At 56.3% G+C, this 17849-nt stretch carries 13 protein-coding genes; 2 read left to right on the top strand and 11 right to left on the bottom strand.

Going from position 1 to position 17849, the window contains the following annotated elements; genetic code table 11:
- From VM163_03270 to VM163_03250, 5 genes are all read right to left on the bottom strand, one after another.
- Positions 1 to 1268: hypothetical protein (locus tag VM163_03270; GenBank protein ID HUT02890.1), on the bottom strand; the 1268-nt coding region annotated here is incomplete at its 3' end.
- 183 nt (positions 1269 to 1451) lie between these two features.
- On the bottom strand, positions 1452 to 2246 hold the full coding sequence (map, locus tag VM163_03265) for a type I methionyl aminopeptidase (GenBank protein ID HUT02889.1): 795 nt from the start codon (positions 2244 to 2246) through the stop codon (positions 1452 to 1454).
- A gap of 24 nt (positions 2247 to 2270) precedes the next feature.
- Positions 2271 to 4646: a DnaB-like helicase C-terminal domain-containing protein gene (locus VM163_03260; GenBank protein ID HUT02888.1), complete on the bottom strand. Its 2376-nt coding sequence runs from the start codon at positions 4644 to 4646 to the stop codon at positions 2271 to 2273.
- A 319-nt stretch (positions 4647 to 4965) separates the two neighbouring features.
- Positions 4966 to 5262 carry a hypothetical protein gene (locus VM163_03255; protein ID HUT02887.1) on the bottom strand — a complete coding sequence of 99 codons (297 nt, stop codon included), beginning with the start codon at positions 5260 to 5262 and terminating at the stop codon, positions 4966 to 4968.
- A 213-nt stretch (positions 5263 to 5475) separates the two neighbouring features.
- A complete protein-coding gene (locus VM163_03250; protein HUT02886.1) occupies positions 5476 to 9363 on the bottom strand; it encodes a right-handed parallel beta-helix repeat-containing protein in 3888 nt (1295 codons plus the stop codon).
- A 636-nt stretch (positions 9364 to 9999) separates the two neighbouring features.
- Between VM163_03250 and lon the strand changes: the two genes are divergently transcribed.
- Entirely contained in the window at positions 10000 to 12432 is a 2433-nt protein-coding gene (gene lon, locus VM163_03245) for an endopeptidase La (GenBank protein ID HUT02885.1), read from the top strand.
- A gap of 81 nt (positions 12433 to 12513) precedes the next feature.
- Positions 12514 to 13437 (top strand): quinolinate synthase NadA, encoded by a 924-nt coding sequence (nadA, locus tag VM163_03240; GenBank protein HUT02884.1) that lies wholly within the window; start codon positions 12514 to 12516, stop codon positions 13435 to 13437.
- A 245-nt stretch (positions 13438 to 13682) separates the two neighbouring features.
- On the opposite strand, the gene VM163_03235 is transcribed toward nadA, so the two are convergent.
- The 6 genes from VM163_03235 to VM163_03210 all read right to left on the bottom strand — a co-directional run bounded on the left by VM163_03235 (position 13683) and on the right by VM163_03210 (position 17532).
- Entirely contained in the window at positions 13683 to 14741 is a 1059-nt protein-coding gene (locus VM163_03235) for a quinolinate phosphoribosyl transferase (protein ID HUT02883.1), read from the bottom strand.
- A gap of 6 nt (positions 14742 to 14747) precedes the next feature.
- Positions 14748 to 15107, bottom strand: a complete 360-nt coding sequence (locus VM163_03230; protein ID HUT02882.1) for an STAS domain-containing protein — start codon at positions 15105 to 15107, stop codon at positions 14748 to 14750.
- 37 nt (positions 15108 to 15144) lie between these two features.
- Entirely contained in the window at positions 15145 to 15657 is a 513-nt protein-coding gene (locus VM163_03225) for an adenine phosphoribosyltransferase (protein ID HUT02881.1), read from the bottom strand.
- Positions 15658 to 15739: 82 nt separating this feature from the next.
- Entirely contained in the window at positions 15740 to 16024 is a 285-nt protein-coding gene (locus VM163_03220) for an acylphosphatase (GenBank protein ID HUT02880.1), read from the bottom strand.
- Positions 16025 to 16088: 64 nt separating this feature from the next.
- Positions 16089 to 16538: a TIGR00725 family protein gene (locus VM163_03215; protein HUT02879.1), complete on the bottom strand. Its 450-nt coding sequence runs from the start codon at positions 16536 to 16538 to the stop codon at positions 16089 to 16091.
- A 235-nt stretch (positions 16539 to 16773) separates the two neighbouring features.
- Positions 16774 to 17532, bottom strand: coding sequence for an RsmE family RNA methyltransferase (locus VM163_03210; GenBank protein HUT02878.1), 759 nt, complete (start codon positions 17530 to 17532; stop codon positions 16774 to 16776).
- Positions 17533 to 17849 lie beyond the last annotated feature (317 nt).

The following is a 17849-nucleotide window of genomic DNA, read 5'->3' as shown; positions in this document are numbered from 1 at the left end:
TAGTATTCACGGTTGAAAAGGTCGCGGGATGCAAGCCCGGAAGGCTTCGCCGCAAGAAGCATAACATCGGCGATATGATAGGCGAACACGGCGATAATGACGAGGACCACTGCAACCGAGAATCTTCGCCTTGCTACCTCGCCTCGGCTCGAGGCGCCAAGCTTCACAAAAAGAGAACCTGCCCCAAACTGGGCCATCAACACAAGGGCCGGCATTATCGGCACGAAGAGCCTGTAGCTGCCCATCCAGTCCCCACCGCAATAGATGATGAATATCGACATGGCCACCAACTGCCACAGCAGGAACCAATATACCTGCCTCGACAGTCTCAACGAGGATAGGGCGCTCTTATCCGCATCCCCAATGGCGTTCACGTTGCGCCTAGGCAACTCTCTTTCTTCTGAGCTTTTCTGTGTAACTCTCGGCCTCAGCAACAATGGCACAAGGCAGAGAAGCAGCAGTGGGCCGAGGACCGTCGCAATGCCGAAGCCAAAATATCGAAGCCCATCCGCCAACTGCGCCTCGCCGCCTCCCGTGGCCTTCGCGTAGAAGGTGTTGGGGAATATGTCGCCGTAGTAGCAGTATCGCCAAGTGATGAACCCGGCGTATGGGACAAGATAGACAGCGAGCCCAGGCAGAAGGGAGCGCAGCCGACGCCTCTTACGAATGAAGTGCGTAACTGTCGTCAAGAAGGCTGCTGCGAACAGAATCGGTATCTCTGGCCGCGTGAGCGAGGCGAGTAGAAAGAATAGGCCGGCGAGAGCGTAAAGCCTTGAATGATTGGGTCCATCGTCTTTCCGGTTGAGAAGGAGGCGCAGGTTGAAATACTGTGCCAGCGCTACCAATAGCGCGCAGAAACAGGTCTCCAGCCCCCCGACCGTCCAAGCTATGAACTGCGGAGATGCGCAGAGCAAGATCGCAGATAGCATCGTCACCACAAGCGGCAAGTTGTTCCGAGGGCCGATCAGGGAAGCTGTTCTTTGGACAACCACTACACATAGCAGGCCAGAAAGCAAGCCGAGCGCCTTGGCCCAGATCAGCAATCCATGAGGGAAGCCAGCTAGGCCTGACGCGATGAGAAAGGATAGTATCTGCGCAAAGAGGAAGTTGGAGTAGCCCTCAACACGCTCGCCGGGGTTGAACACGAGGCCCTCTCCGGACGCCTCGTTTCTTGCATAGCGAAACGTGATGAATGCGTCATCGGTTGTGGCGTTCAGTAGGTGGATTGCGCAAAGGGCAAAAAAGATGAGTAACAGCACCAAAGTCATCTGCCTTAGCTGCTGGCCTATCACCCTAGAACCCTCCGCTGCACGTCTCTTGACGTTCTCCTAGCCCAAAGCCGGCACTCAAAAGCGATGTCGCAAAGCCAGCAGCTCGCAGAAGGCCCATTCGCCAACTACGCGATCCCCAGACTGCAACCACTATGGAGGCCGGACGGCTGCGGCCCGAGCCTATGCACGAGGCGCGAAGAAGTCCCGGTCCGACTCGTGCAATGTGAGGATTCTGGGTCCGTTCGGGGTGATGGCGATTGCATGCTCGAACTGTGCTGAAAGTCGCCCGTCTGCAGTTACAGCTGTCCATTGGTCCTTCTTGATTTTCAGCCTATAAGTTCCCTCGTTTATCATAGGCTCGATACAGAAGACCATCCCAACCTGAATTGGCAGCCCGTGGCCCTGTCGGCCGTAATGCGGCACCTGTGGGTCCTCGTGCAGCGACCGGCCGAGGCCGTGCCCAACGAAATCTCGGACAACCGAGAACCCATGCGACTCGACATAACTCTGAATTGCGTGCCCGATATCCCCCAGGGTGTTTCCCGGCTGTCCGGCCTCGATAGCCAACTTGAGAGACATCTTAGTTACGTCGAACAATCGTTTAGCCTTGGGTTTAGGCTTGCCGACCAAGACTGACAGAGCTGTGTCCCCGTGAAAACCGTTTTTGAACACGCCAATGTCGATCTTGAGCAGGTCTCCCGTTTTCAACCTCCGGTCGGAGGGAATGCCGTGGACGATCTCCTCATTGATGCTTGTCGTGATCGAGGCTGGGAACGGCGAGAGGCCTGCCATCGAATAGCCCTTAAACGAAGGTGTCGCGCCGTTCTCGGCGATGAGCTGCTCTGCCATTTCATCGAGCGCTTTGGTCGTGACGCCAGGCTTTGCGGCAAGGTTTAATTCGTGTAGGACCTGCGCCGCGATCTGACACGAATGCCAGAGAGCATCGATTTCTCTGGCGCTTTTGAGCTCTATCATTTCAGTCCGATGCTGGCCGCTGGACTAGTCGGTGATATCGACGAGGCGGCGATACTTGGGGTCAAAACCAACCGCCACGGATGAGCTCGGCCTCTTTCCCATTGAGTTTTTCTGAAACATCACCATGAGCCTGTCGATGGGAAACTTGCTGGCGCTGATCTCGCCAGTCGGTGAATATGGCACATGATGCAGGCTGAGTATTGTCGTCGCGTATGGCTCCACACGCAGCGAGACCGAAAGCGACACCTCAGCAAGGTCCCCGTTCTCGGACCTAACCCGCTCAACCCAGGGTGTGTTGGTTACGAGCAGAGGAGCTTTGACGCGCTTGGCAGCGTCGAGGAGGTCTCTGGCGGCCGAGCCTAACTGCGTCTCGGTCTCCATCGGCGAAGTCTTGTCCCAAGCCAGCATCCCAAGGCTATCGACAACGATTAGGCCGATCGGAACGTTCTCCGACATCATATGGCATATCTCCTGGATGTCCGAGGCGGTATAACGTGTATGGAACGGCTCCTCAATCACAACCAACTTGTCTCTATACTTAGTGAACTCCTCGACCGCGTTGAGATATTTCTGATAGTTGCTGCCTCCAGCCTCCAGCTGCTTCTCGACGATCTGCTCGTGAGGTATCTTAAACTCGCTGGAGATCAGCATGTTGAAAACGGCCATGCGAGAGTTCTCAAAGCTGAAGAACAGTATGGACTGATCGGAGCTTTTGAGAAGATGTGAAATGAGATGGATGCAGAACGTAGTCTTGCCAGCGCCGGGCAATCCGGACACAAGCGTCATCTCGCCAGGACGCAACGACATGCACTCGTCAAGCTTCGTCAATCCCGTCTTTAGCCCTGCCTTTGACGCCTCGTATGCGTCCACGACATCCCTCGGGTTGTAGAAGGACCGCATCAGCTCGTCCTCGGACACCGTCATAACCGAGACCTCTTCAAGGTCCTCAGTACTAAGCGACCAAGAGAACCCCATATCCAGATCGTCCTTGCGCTTCGTCTCTAGCTGGTCGATAACGTTGTGCATCAGATTCTCCGCGCTCTCTCCTGATGCTGTCTTCTCCAGCTGCTCCAGCACTATGCACCAGAAATGCGGGTCCCACTTGATCTTGTCGCCAACCTCATAAACGAACTCCTTGGCGTCAGCCGCAGCCAGCTCGAGGCTCGCTTTGGCCGCAGCACGTCTTGCCTCGGCGAGGCTGCCCTCCTTGGTAAGGTCGAACTTCGAGCTCAGCTCATTACCAAGCCAGCGGCCGATCGAATAGAGCCCCGAACGGCTCACCATGCACTTGTCAAAATAGTCGTACCCACGACTCTTGACCAGGTCCCTCAAGTCCTCCACACCATCGGGCAACGGCATCACGTCCGCCTTAACGCCAAGCTCGCAAATGATCGATGCGAAATCAGCCGTCAACTTCCGACCCTCAGGGGTAGTCGGGGTTGCGAAAATAAAGTGCTCCGCGCCGAGCTCGCGTAAAGACTCGAGCTTCTCTCTCGTAGGCTGAAGCCCAATCCCTAACGAGAGCATCTGCTTGAATATCTTGAATGTCCTGTTGGTCTCGTGTTGTATCGCGATCGTACCCACCTCTGAGGCCGTAAGCCAGGCGCTTCGCTCGCTAGCTATCATCGGAGTCGCCTGCTCAAACCCAAACAGTGAGACCTTCTGGAGGTCCTCAGTGAAACCTGGTATCGGCATCCTGTTTCCCGGATTCGCCGGTTCTGTACCGATGAACCCTGTGATATTGCCCAAGGCGTCACCAAAGCCATAAAGAAACGGGTATTGGGACTCGATCTCATCCGAAAATACCCCAGCCGCCTCGACAAAGTCCTTGCGAATACCCATCTTCTCAAGATGCCCTCGGATATCGCTCGCTTTCGTGTATATCCCAATGGGGAACGGCATCAGCGCCCGCTCGGTCATCCCCATCTTTCTGAAATACTCTTTCGCAGCAGTCGCCGCCGGTGAACTGCTGTGCTGAAACGACTTCGAGAAATAATGACCCAGCACGCCGAAAACCGTCAACTTCTTCCATGTGGCCTCCATCTCCTGCCAGTCGCTCTGCGAAAGCTCAAGGTCTGACAGATCAATGCCCGCGTTCTGAGCCAGAAGCGCCACGCCATCCTGGAATGAACCCGCTTTCTTTGCGGCAGTTGTCAGCCAGTTGCCGCGATACCCGCACATTCTGCAGGAGCCACCAGACCAAGCCTTTGGCATGATAAAACTCTGTCTTGCTCCCTGATGCTTAGGATTGGGGCACGTAGCATTGTACGCCGTCTCCCCCTCCTTGAAACGCTTGAGCGGCGAGATGCCCTCCGGTCCCCAAATCGCCTCGTGGGTGAGCTTCCCAAATAGCCTCTTAGTAACTGCATAATAGACGTTCACGCCGGCAGCCTTATCCATAACACATCTCCCTCGTCAAATCGCAATTATGATATACTCTCAACCGTTCAAAATATCAGAGTAGCTTTACGATATTGGCGGGGGGCTATCAAGTCAAGTGCAACGTCAGGGGCGGAGTGTCTCCGCTCCCCTAAGTGCTTTTACCAGCGAGTCTCCTCGGTCGGCTCGCACGTGCCGAGCTCACCTCAAGCCGAGAGCCTCGGCTCCCGTAGCTTCTTTTGCTGGGAGATACAACTGGTCGGCTCGCACCCGAACGGAGCTCGCCTCCGACTCCCCTCTTCTCTCTGTGTCTCTGCGTCTCTGTGGTAAGTCTTTACGGCTAACGGCCAACCACCTGTATGGTGACGGGGCAGAGGGCGATGTCGGACGCGAATGAGCCGTCGGCATTCAGGACTGCGCCGAGCCAGAGGTAGCCCCCGGGGGCGAGGCTGTCGGGGATCGTGTGTGTCGTCGAGGGCAAGTTAGGATACGAGACGCCGGACCAAAGTGTCCCCTCGACAAACGGCGTCGGGACGAAAGTCATCCACGGCCAATAGATGAGCCAGTCGAGGCTCTCCGGTCCGAAAGCGAAGTAGATCGCCCCCTCGACCTTCACGCCTCGGTTCTCATAAGACATGAAAACCTGCATCTCATCGCCGGCGGTGTATTCCGCCCGATCCGTCCTGATCGCCACCTTCGGCGGAGGCGGAGGCACGCCTTGAGGAGTCGCTGGACAACCGGATCATTCCGAAACGAGAGTACAAGCTCCGACATCGTACTTGCACGCCGAGCGAATTGAGCCTCATCCAGCTGCATAAGCCTCTTGATAAGGTTGAGATACGTGGCCATTCTAGGTCCTGCTCCTACCGTTCAATTTCGTGGCTCTGTTCTCATCAAGGTCCAACGGAATCGGATAATGAGCCCCCATGTCAACTGTCCCGGCGTCCGGAGTTGCGTCAGTTTGCGTCGTCATCCGCGAAAGGCCGGCCTCTGCCGCAGACCTGCTGCCAGCGTCGATGCAGGGGCTATCGGGATGTAGATAGTAATCACCGAAAGGCCCCGGGACGAACAGTGGGTCGGCGTGGATGTTGCCCTCGCCCTCGTCCGGGTTTTGGACGCAGCAGAACGTCACATTGCAGCCATAAAGATCATCACCGTTGTTCCAGATGATGCAGTCCGTGATCGTCGGGGAGCTCGTGTCGCAGCAAATCCCTCCACCGCCACCATAATCCGCCGAGTTGTCCAATATCGTGTTGCCTTGGATTATCGACCTACTCTCATTGGAGAATATGCCGCCACCGTGGCCCACAACAGAATTGCCCGAAATCACGTTGTTTGAAATCGTCGGCGAACTCCTCAAGGAGTGTATCCCGCCGCCGACGTTCGCCGCGTTGCCCGCTATCGTATTGCCCTGAATTGCTGGCGAACTGTCTAACCAATACTGGCCTAAGGAGCTTATCCCGCCGCCGTGAGATGCGGAGTTGCCGGTAATCGTGTTGTTGGAGATAGTTGGCGAACTCCTGTCGCAAGATATCCCTCCACCGTTACCACATTCTGCCGAGTTGTCCGCTATCCTGTTGCACTGGATCGTCGGAGAGGCCTCGTACTGGCAAGATATGCCGCCGCCGTGAGATGCGGAGTTGCCGGTAATCGTGTTATTGGAGATAGTTGGCGAACTCCTGTCGCAAGATATCCCACCACCATCGGTATCAGCCATGTTGTTTGTGATCGTGTTATCTAAAATGGTCGGCGAACACATATAGCAGGATATGCCACCGCCATAATCCGCCGAGTTGTCGGTAATCGTGTTGTCCTGGATTGTCGGCGAACTCTCACGCCCAGTGCAGAATATCCCGCCGCCTTGCCAATCCGCCGAGTTGTGAAAGATCGCGTTATCGCGAATGGTCGGTGAGCTGTCATAGCAGTATATCCCCCCGCCGCTGTTGCCCGAGTTATTCTCAATCGTGTTCTCTAAGATCCTCGGTGAACCACCCAGACAGGATATCCCACCGTCGTCCCAGTTGTCCATGATCGAGTTTCTCTGGATTAGAGCGCTCCCATCATAACAGCGAATCCCACCGCCCCAGTTACCGATGATCGTGTTGTCATGGATCGTAGAAGAGCTATCATAACAGCAAATTCCGCCGCCCGAGTTACCCATGATCGCGTTGTCATGGATCATAGGAGAACCATCAAAGCAGTATATCCCAGCGCCCAATTCTGCAGAATTGTCCTGGATCATGTTATCCCGGATCGTTGGCGAGCTGTTGTCACAGAATATAGCACCGCCATGTCCGTCGTCCTGTTTGAAACCGTCTGCATTACCTCCCATTATCGTGAATCCAGCAATAAAGAGGCCGTCCACACTCTGACAGGTGATGACATGATAGGCGCCGCCTTCAGCATCGAGCCTGGTAGTGTCCGCCCCCTCGCCGACGAGCGAGACCCAGTTTTTCATGTTCAGCGGGAAGCACTCTCCGGTCAATGAGGTTGAGTAGGTTCCGGCTGCGACATTCACTGTCACAGGCTTCTCCTGAGCGCCATGAACGCAGCCAAGCGCATGCGCTATCGTCCTGAAAGGCGAGATCTCGGACCCGGTGGAATCATCACCCAGTTGCGCATCGACATACACCGCCTCAAAAGGGCTGGGCAGAATCGTGAGCTCAGCGAATGCGCGCTCCGAGCGTTGATGCTCATCATCCCAGGCAAGAAGCGAAATCGTATGCGTCCCTAGTGTGAGGTGCGCAGCATGAAGAACAATGAAAGCCTGTTCATGGCTGAGGGGACCATCCAGGTTGGACCTCCATTCATATCCTGTGATCCCACCATCGTCTGTCCCGTGACCGATGAACTCGACTGTGTCCACCCCTTGTGTAGCGCGAGTAGGTGATATCGAATCGATATGTACCACAGGGCGTTGACTTGTAGGAATCCGGTAGTGCACCCCCATGTCCACGGTCCAGGCGTCCGGTGTCCCGTCCGCCTGCGTCGTCATGCGCGAGAGGCCGGCCTCTGCCGCAGGCCTGCTGCCAGCATCGATGCAAGGGCTTTGTGCGTTGAGGTAGTAATCGCCGAAGGGCCCAGAGACGAACAGCGGGTCGGCGTGGATGTTGCCCTGGCCCTCGTCAGGGTCCCGGACGCAGCAATATGTGGCCGTGCAGTTCTCAAGGTCGTCCCCGTTGTTCCAGATAATAGAGTCCGTTATGTGGGATCCACCGTAATCCGGACTGTAGATTCCGCCGCCGAGGCCCCCCGCAACATTGCCTGAAATGGTGTTGTTGTTGAACATGATCACATACTCACACCAAATCCCGCCGCCATCAGCCTCGGCTGTATTCTCCGCGATCGTGTTGTTCGAGACCGTCTCCGCAAAGTCGCAGCAGATGCCTCCCCCGTCACGCCGGGACCAGTTGCCTACGATTTGATTATTCATTACGCAAGGGCTCATCCACCACGAGGCTATCCCCCCACCGCCGCTCTCGGCCCAGTTGCCGGAAATGGTATTGTCCAAGATCCAGACCTCCCAGTCCGACCAACAGAATATCCCTCCCCCCCATGAGGATAAGTTATCAGTGATCGAGTTCCCCGAGATTGACATCCCAGCAAGGTAGGAACCTACTCCTCCTCCATCACTGGCCGAGTTATTTCTGATCGTGTTGCCCAGTATCTGCGCCCAGCTTGTGAACTCACAGTTTATGCCCCCTCCGTCGCAGTAAGCCCGGTTACCCTCAATCCTGTTGTTCTGGACGGTTGGATAACCGTAGGAGCAGTATATACCGCCTCCCCCGTGGCCGCCATAGGCATAATTGCCTGATATGATGTTATCTGAGATCGTCGCCCAGCCACCATCGCAATATATACCGCCGCCACTAGATGCGGAGTTGCCAGTGATCGTGTTACGTTTGATCGTGGTCGAACCGCCCTCACAGTATATCCCTCCACCCCAATGAGCGTCGCCGCCGGTTATAGTGAATGCCTCGATGATGGAATCATCCGCCTCGAAACAGTAGATCACAGAAGTGGAAGCCCCCTGCGCATCCAGAACGGTCACGTCCGGACCGTCGCCGACGAGCGAGACCCAGCTCTTCATGTTCAGCGGGAACGTCTCGCCGTTTGTGGAGGCAGAATATACGCCGCCCGCGACGTGGATGGTTGCAGGTGAGGCGGGCGAGACCATAATAGAGTTCAGGGCATGCGTAATCGTCTTCCAGGGCAGGTCTGGAGAGCCATCATACCACTCATAATTCTCGCCCCGTGCGGCGTTCACATAGTAATCCACGCCCGCAACGGAGAAGACCGTGAATGGAGCAAAACTCGCCTCGCAGGCCCAGTTGAACGTGCCAGGCTCGGTCAGGACAGCGGCGAAGGAATAGCCGCCCGGGTCGCTTATCGGCGGCATTCCGGAGGGCAGATCGAACGAGAAGAAAGGCTTCTGGTTCATGGTGAAGCCCGCCGGCACGTAGATGCCCTCGATCCACGGGTTGATCGCCTCTGACCACCAGACGATCCCGCCCACTGTCCAGAGCTCACCATCGGGCGTCAGCAGGCCAATATAGACATCGACGGACATCCCCTCGCCCTCATTGTTGCCCGCCAGACTCACCTCAATCGTATCCCCCGCCTTATAGCTCTCGCTGTCGGTTGCGATAAATACCTGAGGCGCCGCTGCCGCCACCGCCGGCAGGATTGCCAAGACCATAATGGCGACGATAATCAACCCGAAAACACGTATCTTCATGTCGATACCCTCCATACAAGAGACAAGATCACCATTCAGCCGACAGGCGCTATTGAAACGAGTTTTTCCCGAATCGTCAAGCTCTCGCACAGTTATGTCTAACATGTGCCTCGCGCCCTCGCCGCGACTGCTCCTTCCCTTTCCAACAGCGCCCGAACCGCATCAAGCGTGCGGCAAGCGGCACCCCTACGCGATTGCGGGCGGGTCTGAGACCTCGCCCCTACGACACGTTTTGGGCAGGCTAGAAGAGGCTGTCCAATAAGTCAGGACGTGAAGGTTTTGCTATGCTCCCGCACGAAAATAATACAGGAAATCAGACAAGTTGTCAAGATCAAGGGGTGCCGTGGTCAGCCGGGCCTGGTGTCCCAAATATGGCTATAGAACGACATCGACGTCGTGTAGGGGCGGTTCACGAACCGCCCTTAAGGTGCCCGATCGGATTAGACCAGGGCGATTCGTGAATCGCCCCTACACAGACAAAACGGACTTATTGGACAGCCTCAGAAAGCCCGCCACACACTGCCAGCCACCAACTTGCAGGGAGTAACTGAGGACTTCCGGTCGGCGTGGGTGTTGTTGACTTGCGGGGCATTGAGGTGGCAACATTGCTCAAGTTGAAACCAAGAGGTCTTTTGGATGAGCGGTGAAGAGCAAGAATTAAGTAACCCCACGGATTCTGGCGTGCAGTCTGAGAGGACGGAGCCTTCGATACCGACGGAGGTTCCGGTAGTTCCGGTTCGGGACATTGTCGTACATCCATATATGGTAATTCCGCTCTTCATTTCCAGGCAGTTATCAGTTAGCGCAGTTGACGCGTCGCTCGCGAACAAGCGCTTCATTCTGATAGTAACGCAGAAGGACGAGAGCATAGAGGAACCGAAGCCTGAGGACGTCTATAACGTTGGAGCCGTATGCCTCATCATCAGGATGTTCAAGCTGCCCGATGGTCGCGTCCGGCTGTGGGCGCAGGGAGTTGACCGGGCGAGGATCAAGAGGTTTGTAGCGACTAGCCCGTATTGGAGAGCGGAGATCGAGCGGTTTGCGGTGCCCAAGGAGGTCAAGGACCCACTCTTGGCCGAGGCGTTGATACGAAGCACGAAGGAGAAGCTGGAGAGGAGCGTGTCGCTAGGCAAGGCCATGGCACCCGAGGCGGCGGTGGTAGCGATGAACAGCGGCGACCCTGGCCAGCTTGCGGATATGGTTGCGGGGAGCATTTCGATCAAGGTTCCCGATGCTCAGAAAGTGCTTGAGATGGCCGATCCTATCGAGCGCCTTCGGTTCGTAAACTCGCTGTTTGCCAAGGAAATGGAGATAATCGAGATTCAGGAGAAGATCCGGTCGGAGGCGCAGCAGGGGATCGAGAAGGACCAGCAGGAGTATCTCTTAAGGCAGCAGATGAAGGCGATACGCGAGAAGTTGGGCGACGCCGACTCGATTTCTGGCGAGGTGCTAGAGCTACGAAAAACACTTGCTGAGACCGGAATGCCGGACGAGTCGCGCAAGGCTTGTGAGACGCAGATCAACAGGCTGGAGATGACGAACACGGAGTCGGCGGAGTCGACGGTAATCAGGACCTATATTGATTGGCTTCTGAACCTTCCTTGGGAGGTAGAGACGAGCGATAACCTCGACTTGGCTGTTGCGCAAGGGATACTCGATGAGGACCATTACGATCTGGATGAGGTCAAGGAGCGCGTGCTGGAGTTTCTTGCTGTGAGGAAGCTGACGAAGGCAAACAAGGGCCCGATTCTGTGTTTCGTTGGGCCGCCTGGGACAGGAAAGACGTCGCTGGGCCGGTCGATAGCCAGGGCGCTCGGTCGCAAGTTCGTTCGCATCTCGCTCGGCGGTGTTCGGGACGAGGCGGAGGTCCGGGGCCACCGCCGGACCTATGTCGGTGCGCTTCCGGGACATATTCTACAGGAGCTTAGGAACGCCGGCTCGCGGAATCCCGTGTTCATGATGGATGAGGTGGACAAGATCGGCACGGATTTCAGAGGCGATCCGAGCTCGGCGCTGCTTGAGGTTCTTGACCCGGAGCAGAACTACTCGTTCAAGGACCACTATATTGAGATACCATTTGATCTGTCCAATGTGCTATTTATCTGCACTGCTAACGTTCTTGACACGATCCAGCCAGCGTTCAGGGACAGAATGGAGATTCTGAGATTATCTGGCTATACCGAGCACGACAAGATCAGCATCGCTCGAAAGTTCCTCATCCCGAAGCAGTTGAAAGAGAACGGCCTGCTTGATGCCCAGCTTAGGATAACAACGCCTGCGCTTCGGCACATAGTCCTTCAATACACGCGAGAGGCGGGGCTGAGGAATCTGGAGCGCCACATCTCGCGCATCTGCCGCAAGGTAGCGAGGCGGATAGGAGGAGGAGAGACGGGGCAGTTCATGGTTAAGGTGCAGAACCTCGAGGGCTGGATCGGTGTGCCTTCATACATCGTGAGCCGCAGCCTCAAGCGTGATCAGGTGGGCGTAGCGTGTGCTCTTGCATGGACAGCGACAGGCGGGGACGTGCTGTTCATCGAGGTTGCGACGATGCCGGGCAGCGGTCAGCTGCTTCTGACGGGTCAGCTTGGGGACGTGATGAAGGAATCGGCACAGGCGGCGAGGAGCATTGCGCGCTCAAGAGCGGATGAGTTTGGCCTGCCGGCAGACTTCCACTCCAAGATGGACATCCATATTCATGTTCCAGCTGGCGCCATTCCGAAGGATGGCCCATCCGCGGGCGTTACGATCGCAGTTGCCGTAATCTCGGCGCTGACCAAAAAACCGGTCAGGGCGAACGTTGCGATGACCGGCGAGATCACGCTGCGGGGCAATATCCTTCCGATCGGCGGCTTGAAGGAGAAGGTCCTCGCTGCGCAGCGAGCGGGCATAACGGAGGTCCTGCTTCCGGCGGAGAATCAGAAAGAGTTTTCAGAGATAGAGGACAAGATCAAGGCGGGGCTTAAGTTTCATTTTGTGACCCACATTGAGGAGGCGCTTAACATGGCGTTTACAGATAGCCCGAGGTTCACGACCCCAAGTCCGAGGCCCGCGATGCCTTCTGATGGGTGAGGGTTTGATCGTGTTGACGCCTGCGTTGGCCTCGTGTTTTCGTATTTTTTGACTTTAGTTCCGCCAGTAGAGAAGACAGAAATGACAGCCCAGAACGATAGATTGATTGAGGCGATTGACAAGCTCAGGCGCAAGCGGAACGCCATAATCCTGGCCCACAATTATCAGCCAGCCGTCATTCAGGACATTGCGGACTTTGTCGGCGATTCGCTCGGACTATCACAGCAGGCGGCGGAGAGTGATTCGGAGGTCATAGTCTTCTGCGGCGTTGATTTCATGGCCGAGACTGCCGCCATACTCGCCCCGGACCGGCTCGTCCTCATCCCGGAGGAGCGCGCCTCATGCCCGATGGCGCACATGGCGACGGGGGCGGAGGTTCGCGCCATGAAACGGAAGCATCCGGGGAGCCTCGTCGTTACCTACGTGAACTCCACGGCTGAGGTGAAGGCTGAAAGCGATATATGCTGCACGTCGGCGAACGCCGTGTCCGTTCTAAGGTCACTGCCGATGTCTAAACCGATCATCTTCGTGCCCGACATGCACCTTGGCGAGTATGCAGGCAAGATGGCCGGTCGCGAGGTGATCCTGTGGGAGGGATTCTGCCCCGCGCACCACTATGTCAAGGCGGATGAGATTCAGAGGGCGAAGAATAAGCACCCACGCGCCCTCGTCATGACCCACCCAGAATGCCCGCTGGACGTCGTCGAGCTCTCTGACGCGGTGCTCTCAACCGCTGGGATGCTGAGGTTCGCCAGAGAATCGGACGCGGATGAGTTCATCGTCGCCACCGAGGTCGGCATGTTGCACCCGCTATCGAGGCAAAACCCTGGCAAACGCTTCTACTGCCCGTCCCCAGCGTTGCTCTGCCCTAACATGAAGATGACGACGCTGCAATCGATCAAGCGCTCGCTTGAGAAGGACACTTATCCCGTCTGGGTGCCGCCGGACGTCGCGGAGCGAGCCCGGCTCCCGATAGAGCGCATGCTCGCGGTGCCGAGGGACTAGTTGCTGGCGCACAGCCGGGATGGTCTCCTGTTGACAAAGCAGCGTCAAATCTGCTCAATAGGCTGTGTCAGTTTTGTGAAGAGCCGCTAGTAGCAAGGTTCGCATGTTGCAGGCTGGGTTGTGTGGTCGCGCCGCAGATTGCCGAACTCTGACGTCCCATAAGCTTGCCGGGACCTGGGCCCATCCGGCAGGATTTGGTCCGCACCGGAATCGCAGTCAGCTGTCTTTCATCTGTACACGCAGACCTATTCCACCAACTTCAGCCGTGAGTTAGGCCTGTAGTGACGCCCAACCTTCGCACAAGGCCGACCATTTACCATGACGACATCCGCCGTGTAGTGGAAGGTGCCCGTCAGCAATGAACTGCCAACGCCGTAAGCATCCACTGGGACGTTGCTCGCCTCAAATCGTGCTATCTTCTCAGCGGTGAAGCCGCCGCTGACGACGACCTTGACGTAGCTGAATCCCTCGGTGTCCAGGGCCGCCCTGACGTTCCGAACGAGGACCTCGTTGACCCCGGTCGGGGCGAAGTCGGACATTTGCGGCACGACCGACCGGTCAATCAGGGTCTCCGCAGTGTCGAGCCGAACGCCCCACAGCCGCTTGCCCAGCGCCTTGGCGACCTCGAGCGATGTCTTGACTGAGTCGTTATCGAAATCGACGAGGGAGATGACCCGCACGGGGTCAGGCATGAACTCGGCGAACTTCCGTGTTGCGATTACAGTATCGCCGTCGTATGCGGCAATGAGGCCGTGCGGGACCGTGCCGATGCCCTCCTGATCGAACCACATCCCCTGGGCATCTGTCGAGACCCCAGCCGCCCCTCCGATGTGCGCCGCATACCCATCGCCCGGCTGGTTCAAAAAATGGTCGAACCGAGCAGAGAAAAAGAGCAGCGGCTTGCCCCCGGCCGCCTCAACTGCCCGGTGGGTGTTCGTCGCGACCTTGGTCTGTCGAGCCAGAACGCCGAGATAAAGCGTCTCCAAGTGAGCAAACGAGGCGTAATCGCCCTCAATTGTCATCACGGTCTCGTAAGGTCCAGCCGCTTCGCCGTCGCGAAGAGACATCATCGTGATACTGTCCGGCCTGTCCGCACAACGCTTGATGATGCCGATCGCCTCGTCCGTCCCACAGACAATAGCGTTGCCCTTCTGGGAAACTTGCATCAGAACCTTTGGGTGGCGATCGTCTCTCTTCAGTATGTCGCGCGTCCGGACAAAGTATTTGTCCGTATAGTGCCCCGCGCGAATACTCTCTTCAGATATGTTAAAAATGCTGGGGTCGAGCCGCTTCTTGGTTGCCATTAGTTGCTACCTAGATGGCAAACCGTTCTCCTCTTTGAAGCTGTTCACGGCCTCGGAAATCGTCGGATGTATCTGGAATATGCTCGACAGCCGGGTGATTCTGAATACGTCCATCACCATATCGTTTAGCCCCGAGAGCCTCAGGTCTCCGCCACGGCTATTGGCTGATTTTAACGTGGAGACCAAAATGCCCAAAGCGCTGCTGTCAAGGTAGCTTACCCGAGAGAGGTCGGCCGCGATCTTTGGCTCGTTCTTTACCACAAGCGACTCCAGAGCCTCCTGAAGCTTGCGGCTCTCCGAGTGCTCCACCCGCCCCGAGATCGTTACTACTCTCGTGCCATCCAGTTCGGATACGTCTATGTGCATCGTGTCAGTGCCCCAAACAATTCTGCCGTTAGTTTTCTCATACTCTAATGATTGACCTGACGTCATAACCCCTGAGCTTGTTACGCCCAGCCAAGAAAGTCAGCTCTATCAAGAACCTGATCCCCACTACCTTGCCACCTAGCCCCTCGACCAGCCGTGCAGTAGCGGCGAGAGTGCCACCAGTAGCCAGCAGGTCATCGATCAGAACAAGCCTCATGCCCGGCCTGACGGCATCCTTGTGTATCTCAAGCGTATCAGTTCCATACTCGAGCGCGTAGGACTCAGAAACAGTCGCAGCGGGAAGCTTCCCCGGCTTGCGCACAATCAAAAGCCCACAGCCCAACTTGTAAGACGCAGCGGCAGCAAAGATGAACCCCCGCGCCTCAACCCCGACGACCGCATCGACGTTATCAGAGGTTAGCCCCTCGACAGTCCTGTCAACCGCCTCCCTAAAGGCCTGACCGTTCGCCAGAATAGGCGTTATGTCCTTGAATACTATCCCTGGCTTAGGGAAATCAGGAACATCTCGCAACAGTTCATTCAAATCCATAATAACTTCCTTGGTATAACACGCACTCAACGTCAAAGAACCTGCAAGCTTTGCACCAGCAGGCAGGAGACTACACACTCATCTAAATATCGAACAGAATCGAGAACTCTTTATACTTCCCAGTGTAGGATGCTTGCAGCACTTGCATCGACTTGACACGTGCCCCAACCGGACCTCGCCTCAGCAGCCCGAGAAAGTTATCCAGGGCCCCCTGGTCGCCCTCGGCGTAAACCTGGACGCGCCCATCCCTCAGGTTACGGACATACCCCTGAACTTCGCATTCCTGCGACTTCGCGTATGCGTAGTGCCGAAACCCAATGCCCTGAACAAACCCCTCGATATATACCTTCGCAGCTACCTTCGCCATTTGCAGCCTCCTGCTCCGTTGTCCCCTGCCAATCTATGGTCGCCGAACTCTGCAACGAAACATCTTAAGAGCTGACCTCCTTGAGTCTTTCACTAAGCTCCGAAACCTCACTTAGCTCCTCGACCGCGCCCGAGACATGCCACTTAGTCCTTAGTGCAAAAGCTCTCCTATGGAACTGAAGAGCATACGCGATCTCAGACAAGGTGCCATAACTGCCGTCAATTGCAACAACGATATCGCCCGCAAGCACCACGATCATGTTCCTTGCCAGACCAATCCCGGTCGGGATCACGATGTCAACGTAGGGATTGGCGTCGCTCTTCTCTGTGCTCGGAATGATTCCTATCGTCGTCCCTCCAACAGATTTGGCCCCCTTGCAGGCGTGCTCCATCACCCCGGTAAGCCCACCGCACACCAGAACATGGCCGTTTTCTGCGATCACCTTGCCAACCTCGAAGGCGACCAATCCAATCTCCTTTGAACATCGATGCCCACCGATCACACTTACAATCATGACCGCTCCAAGTAAGTTCCTAAAAAACGCTCCCGCGCTCGCCCAGTGTCGAATCGAAGGTCAGCCTGTCTTTTACCACAGATCAGCGCTCTGATGCAAAGAGCTATGCCTCAAGACTACATAAGCGCGTGGACCGGCCCAGGCGCTCACCTGATGGACGGTCAAAGGAGGTCAGGATGCTCGGAGATGGTCAGAGAATGCTGCCAGCAACCACTGCTGACCACCCCTCAGATATTTATAGCTCGCCGAGGTGATAGAGAACGAGGGTAAGTGCGACGATAGGTGCGGTCTCGGCCCGGAGTATGCGGCTGCCCACCATGACCGCAGCGAAGCCATGTTCAATGGCGGCTCTTCGCTCGACGGGAGCGAGGCCCGCTCCGGGGCCAATCAGCAGATACACGGCCTGGGACTGTGAGAGGCATGAGAGAAGCTCCGGCAAGACTTGGCGGGCTGACTTTGCTTTAGTGTCCGCTGTAAACAAGAGCCTGATGTCGTTGTCAGTCGGCGTTTTGATAGCCTGCATCAGCGGCAAGACTGGCTCTATGACAGGAAAATGCGCACGCCCACATTGCAGCGCCGACGACTTGGCAATCCGCCGCCATCTTTCGACCTTCTTGTTGAACCGGCTTTCATCCCCGTGGAACTTCGACTTCTCAGAAACGACCGGAACAATTCCCCAGACGCCGAGCTGGGTTGCTCTGTCAATAACCTGCTCCATCTTGCCGCTGGAGAGACAGCACTGTATTAGGACGATTTTGCTGCGGCTTTCAGGGCTCTGAGGCTGCGTGGTCCGCAGCACCTCGCACACAAGAGCATCAGGGCTGGACTGCTTCAATTGGAGAAGATAGTCGGTGCCAAGCCCATCAGTCCCGACTAGCCTATCGCCGGGCTTGACGCGAAGGACAGTTCTTATGTGATGCGACTCGGCGCCGACAATTACGGCTTTGCCGTCGGCAATCATCGAGCGGTCAACGAAGATTCGATGAAGTCTCATTTTTATTAAGCAGCAGCCTACGACGAATTAGCATTGGGCAAGGCTCGTCTGGCCTGTGCGTAGGCACAATCAGGCATGAGTATGTTCTCCTATTTACTTATTATGATGGGATAATAGAGGAACTTAGTCAAGGAGTCCTGCTGGCCCCGATAATCAGATTGATCGTTTTTGAAGTTGAGCTCTGAAGCTGGCTGGCACATAGGCAGGGGAGTTCATGTCGAAAGCCGAGTTGCTGCTTCTTTCAGTTAACGGGTGCGAACGAGGGGTGCAGGCTGTAATCCCCGGCAGGGGATACCGTGGGTAGCCGTGCGTGCAAC

The sequence above is a fragment of the bacterium genome (assembly GCA_035527515.1).
Taxonomy (GTDB): Bacteria; B130-G9; B130-G9; order B130-G9; family B130-G9; genus B130-G9.
Note: the sequence above shows the minus strand (reverse complement) of the source record. Positions and strands in the feature narration are given on the sequence as shown.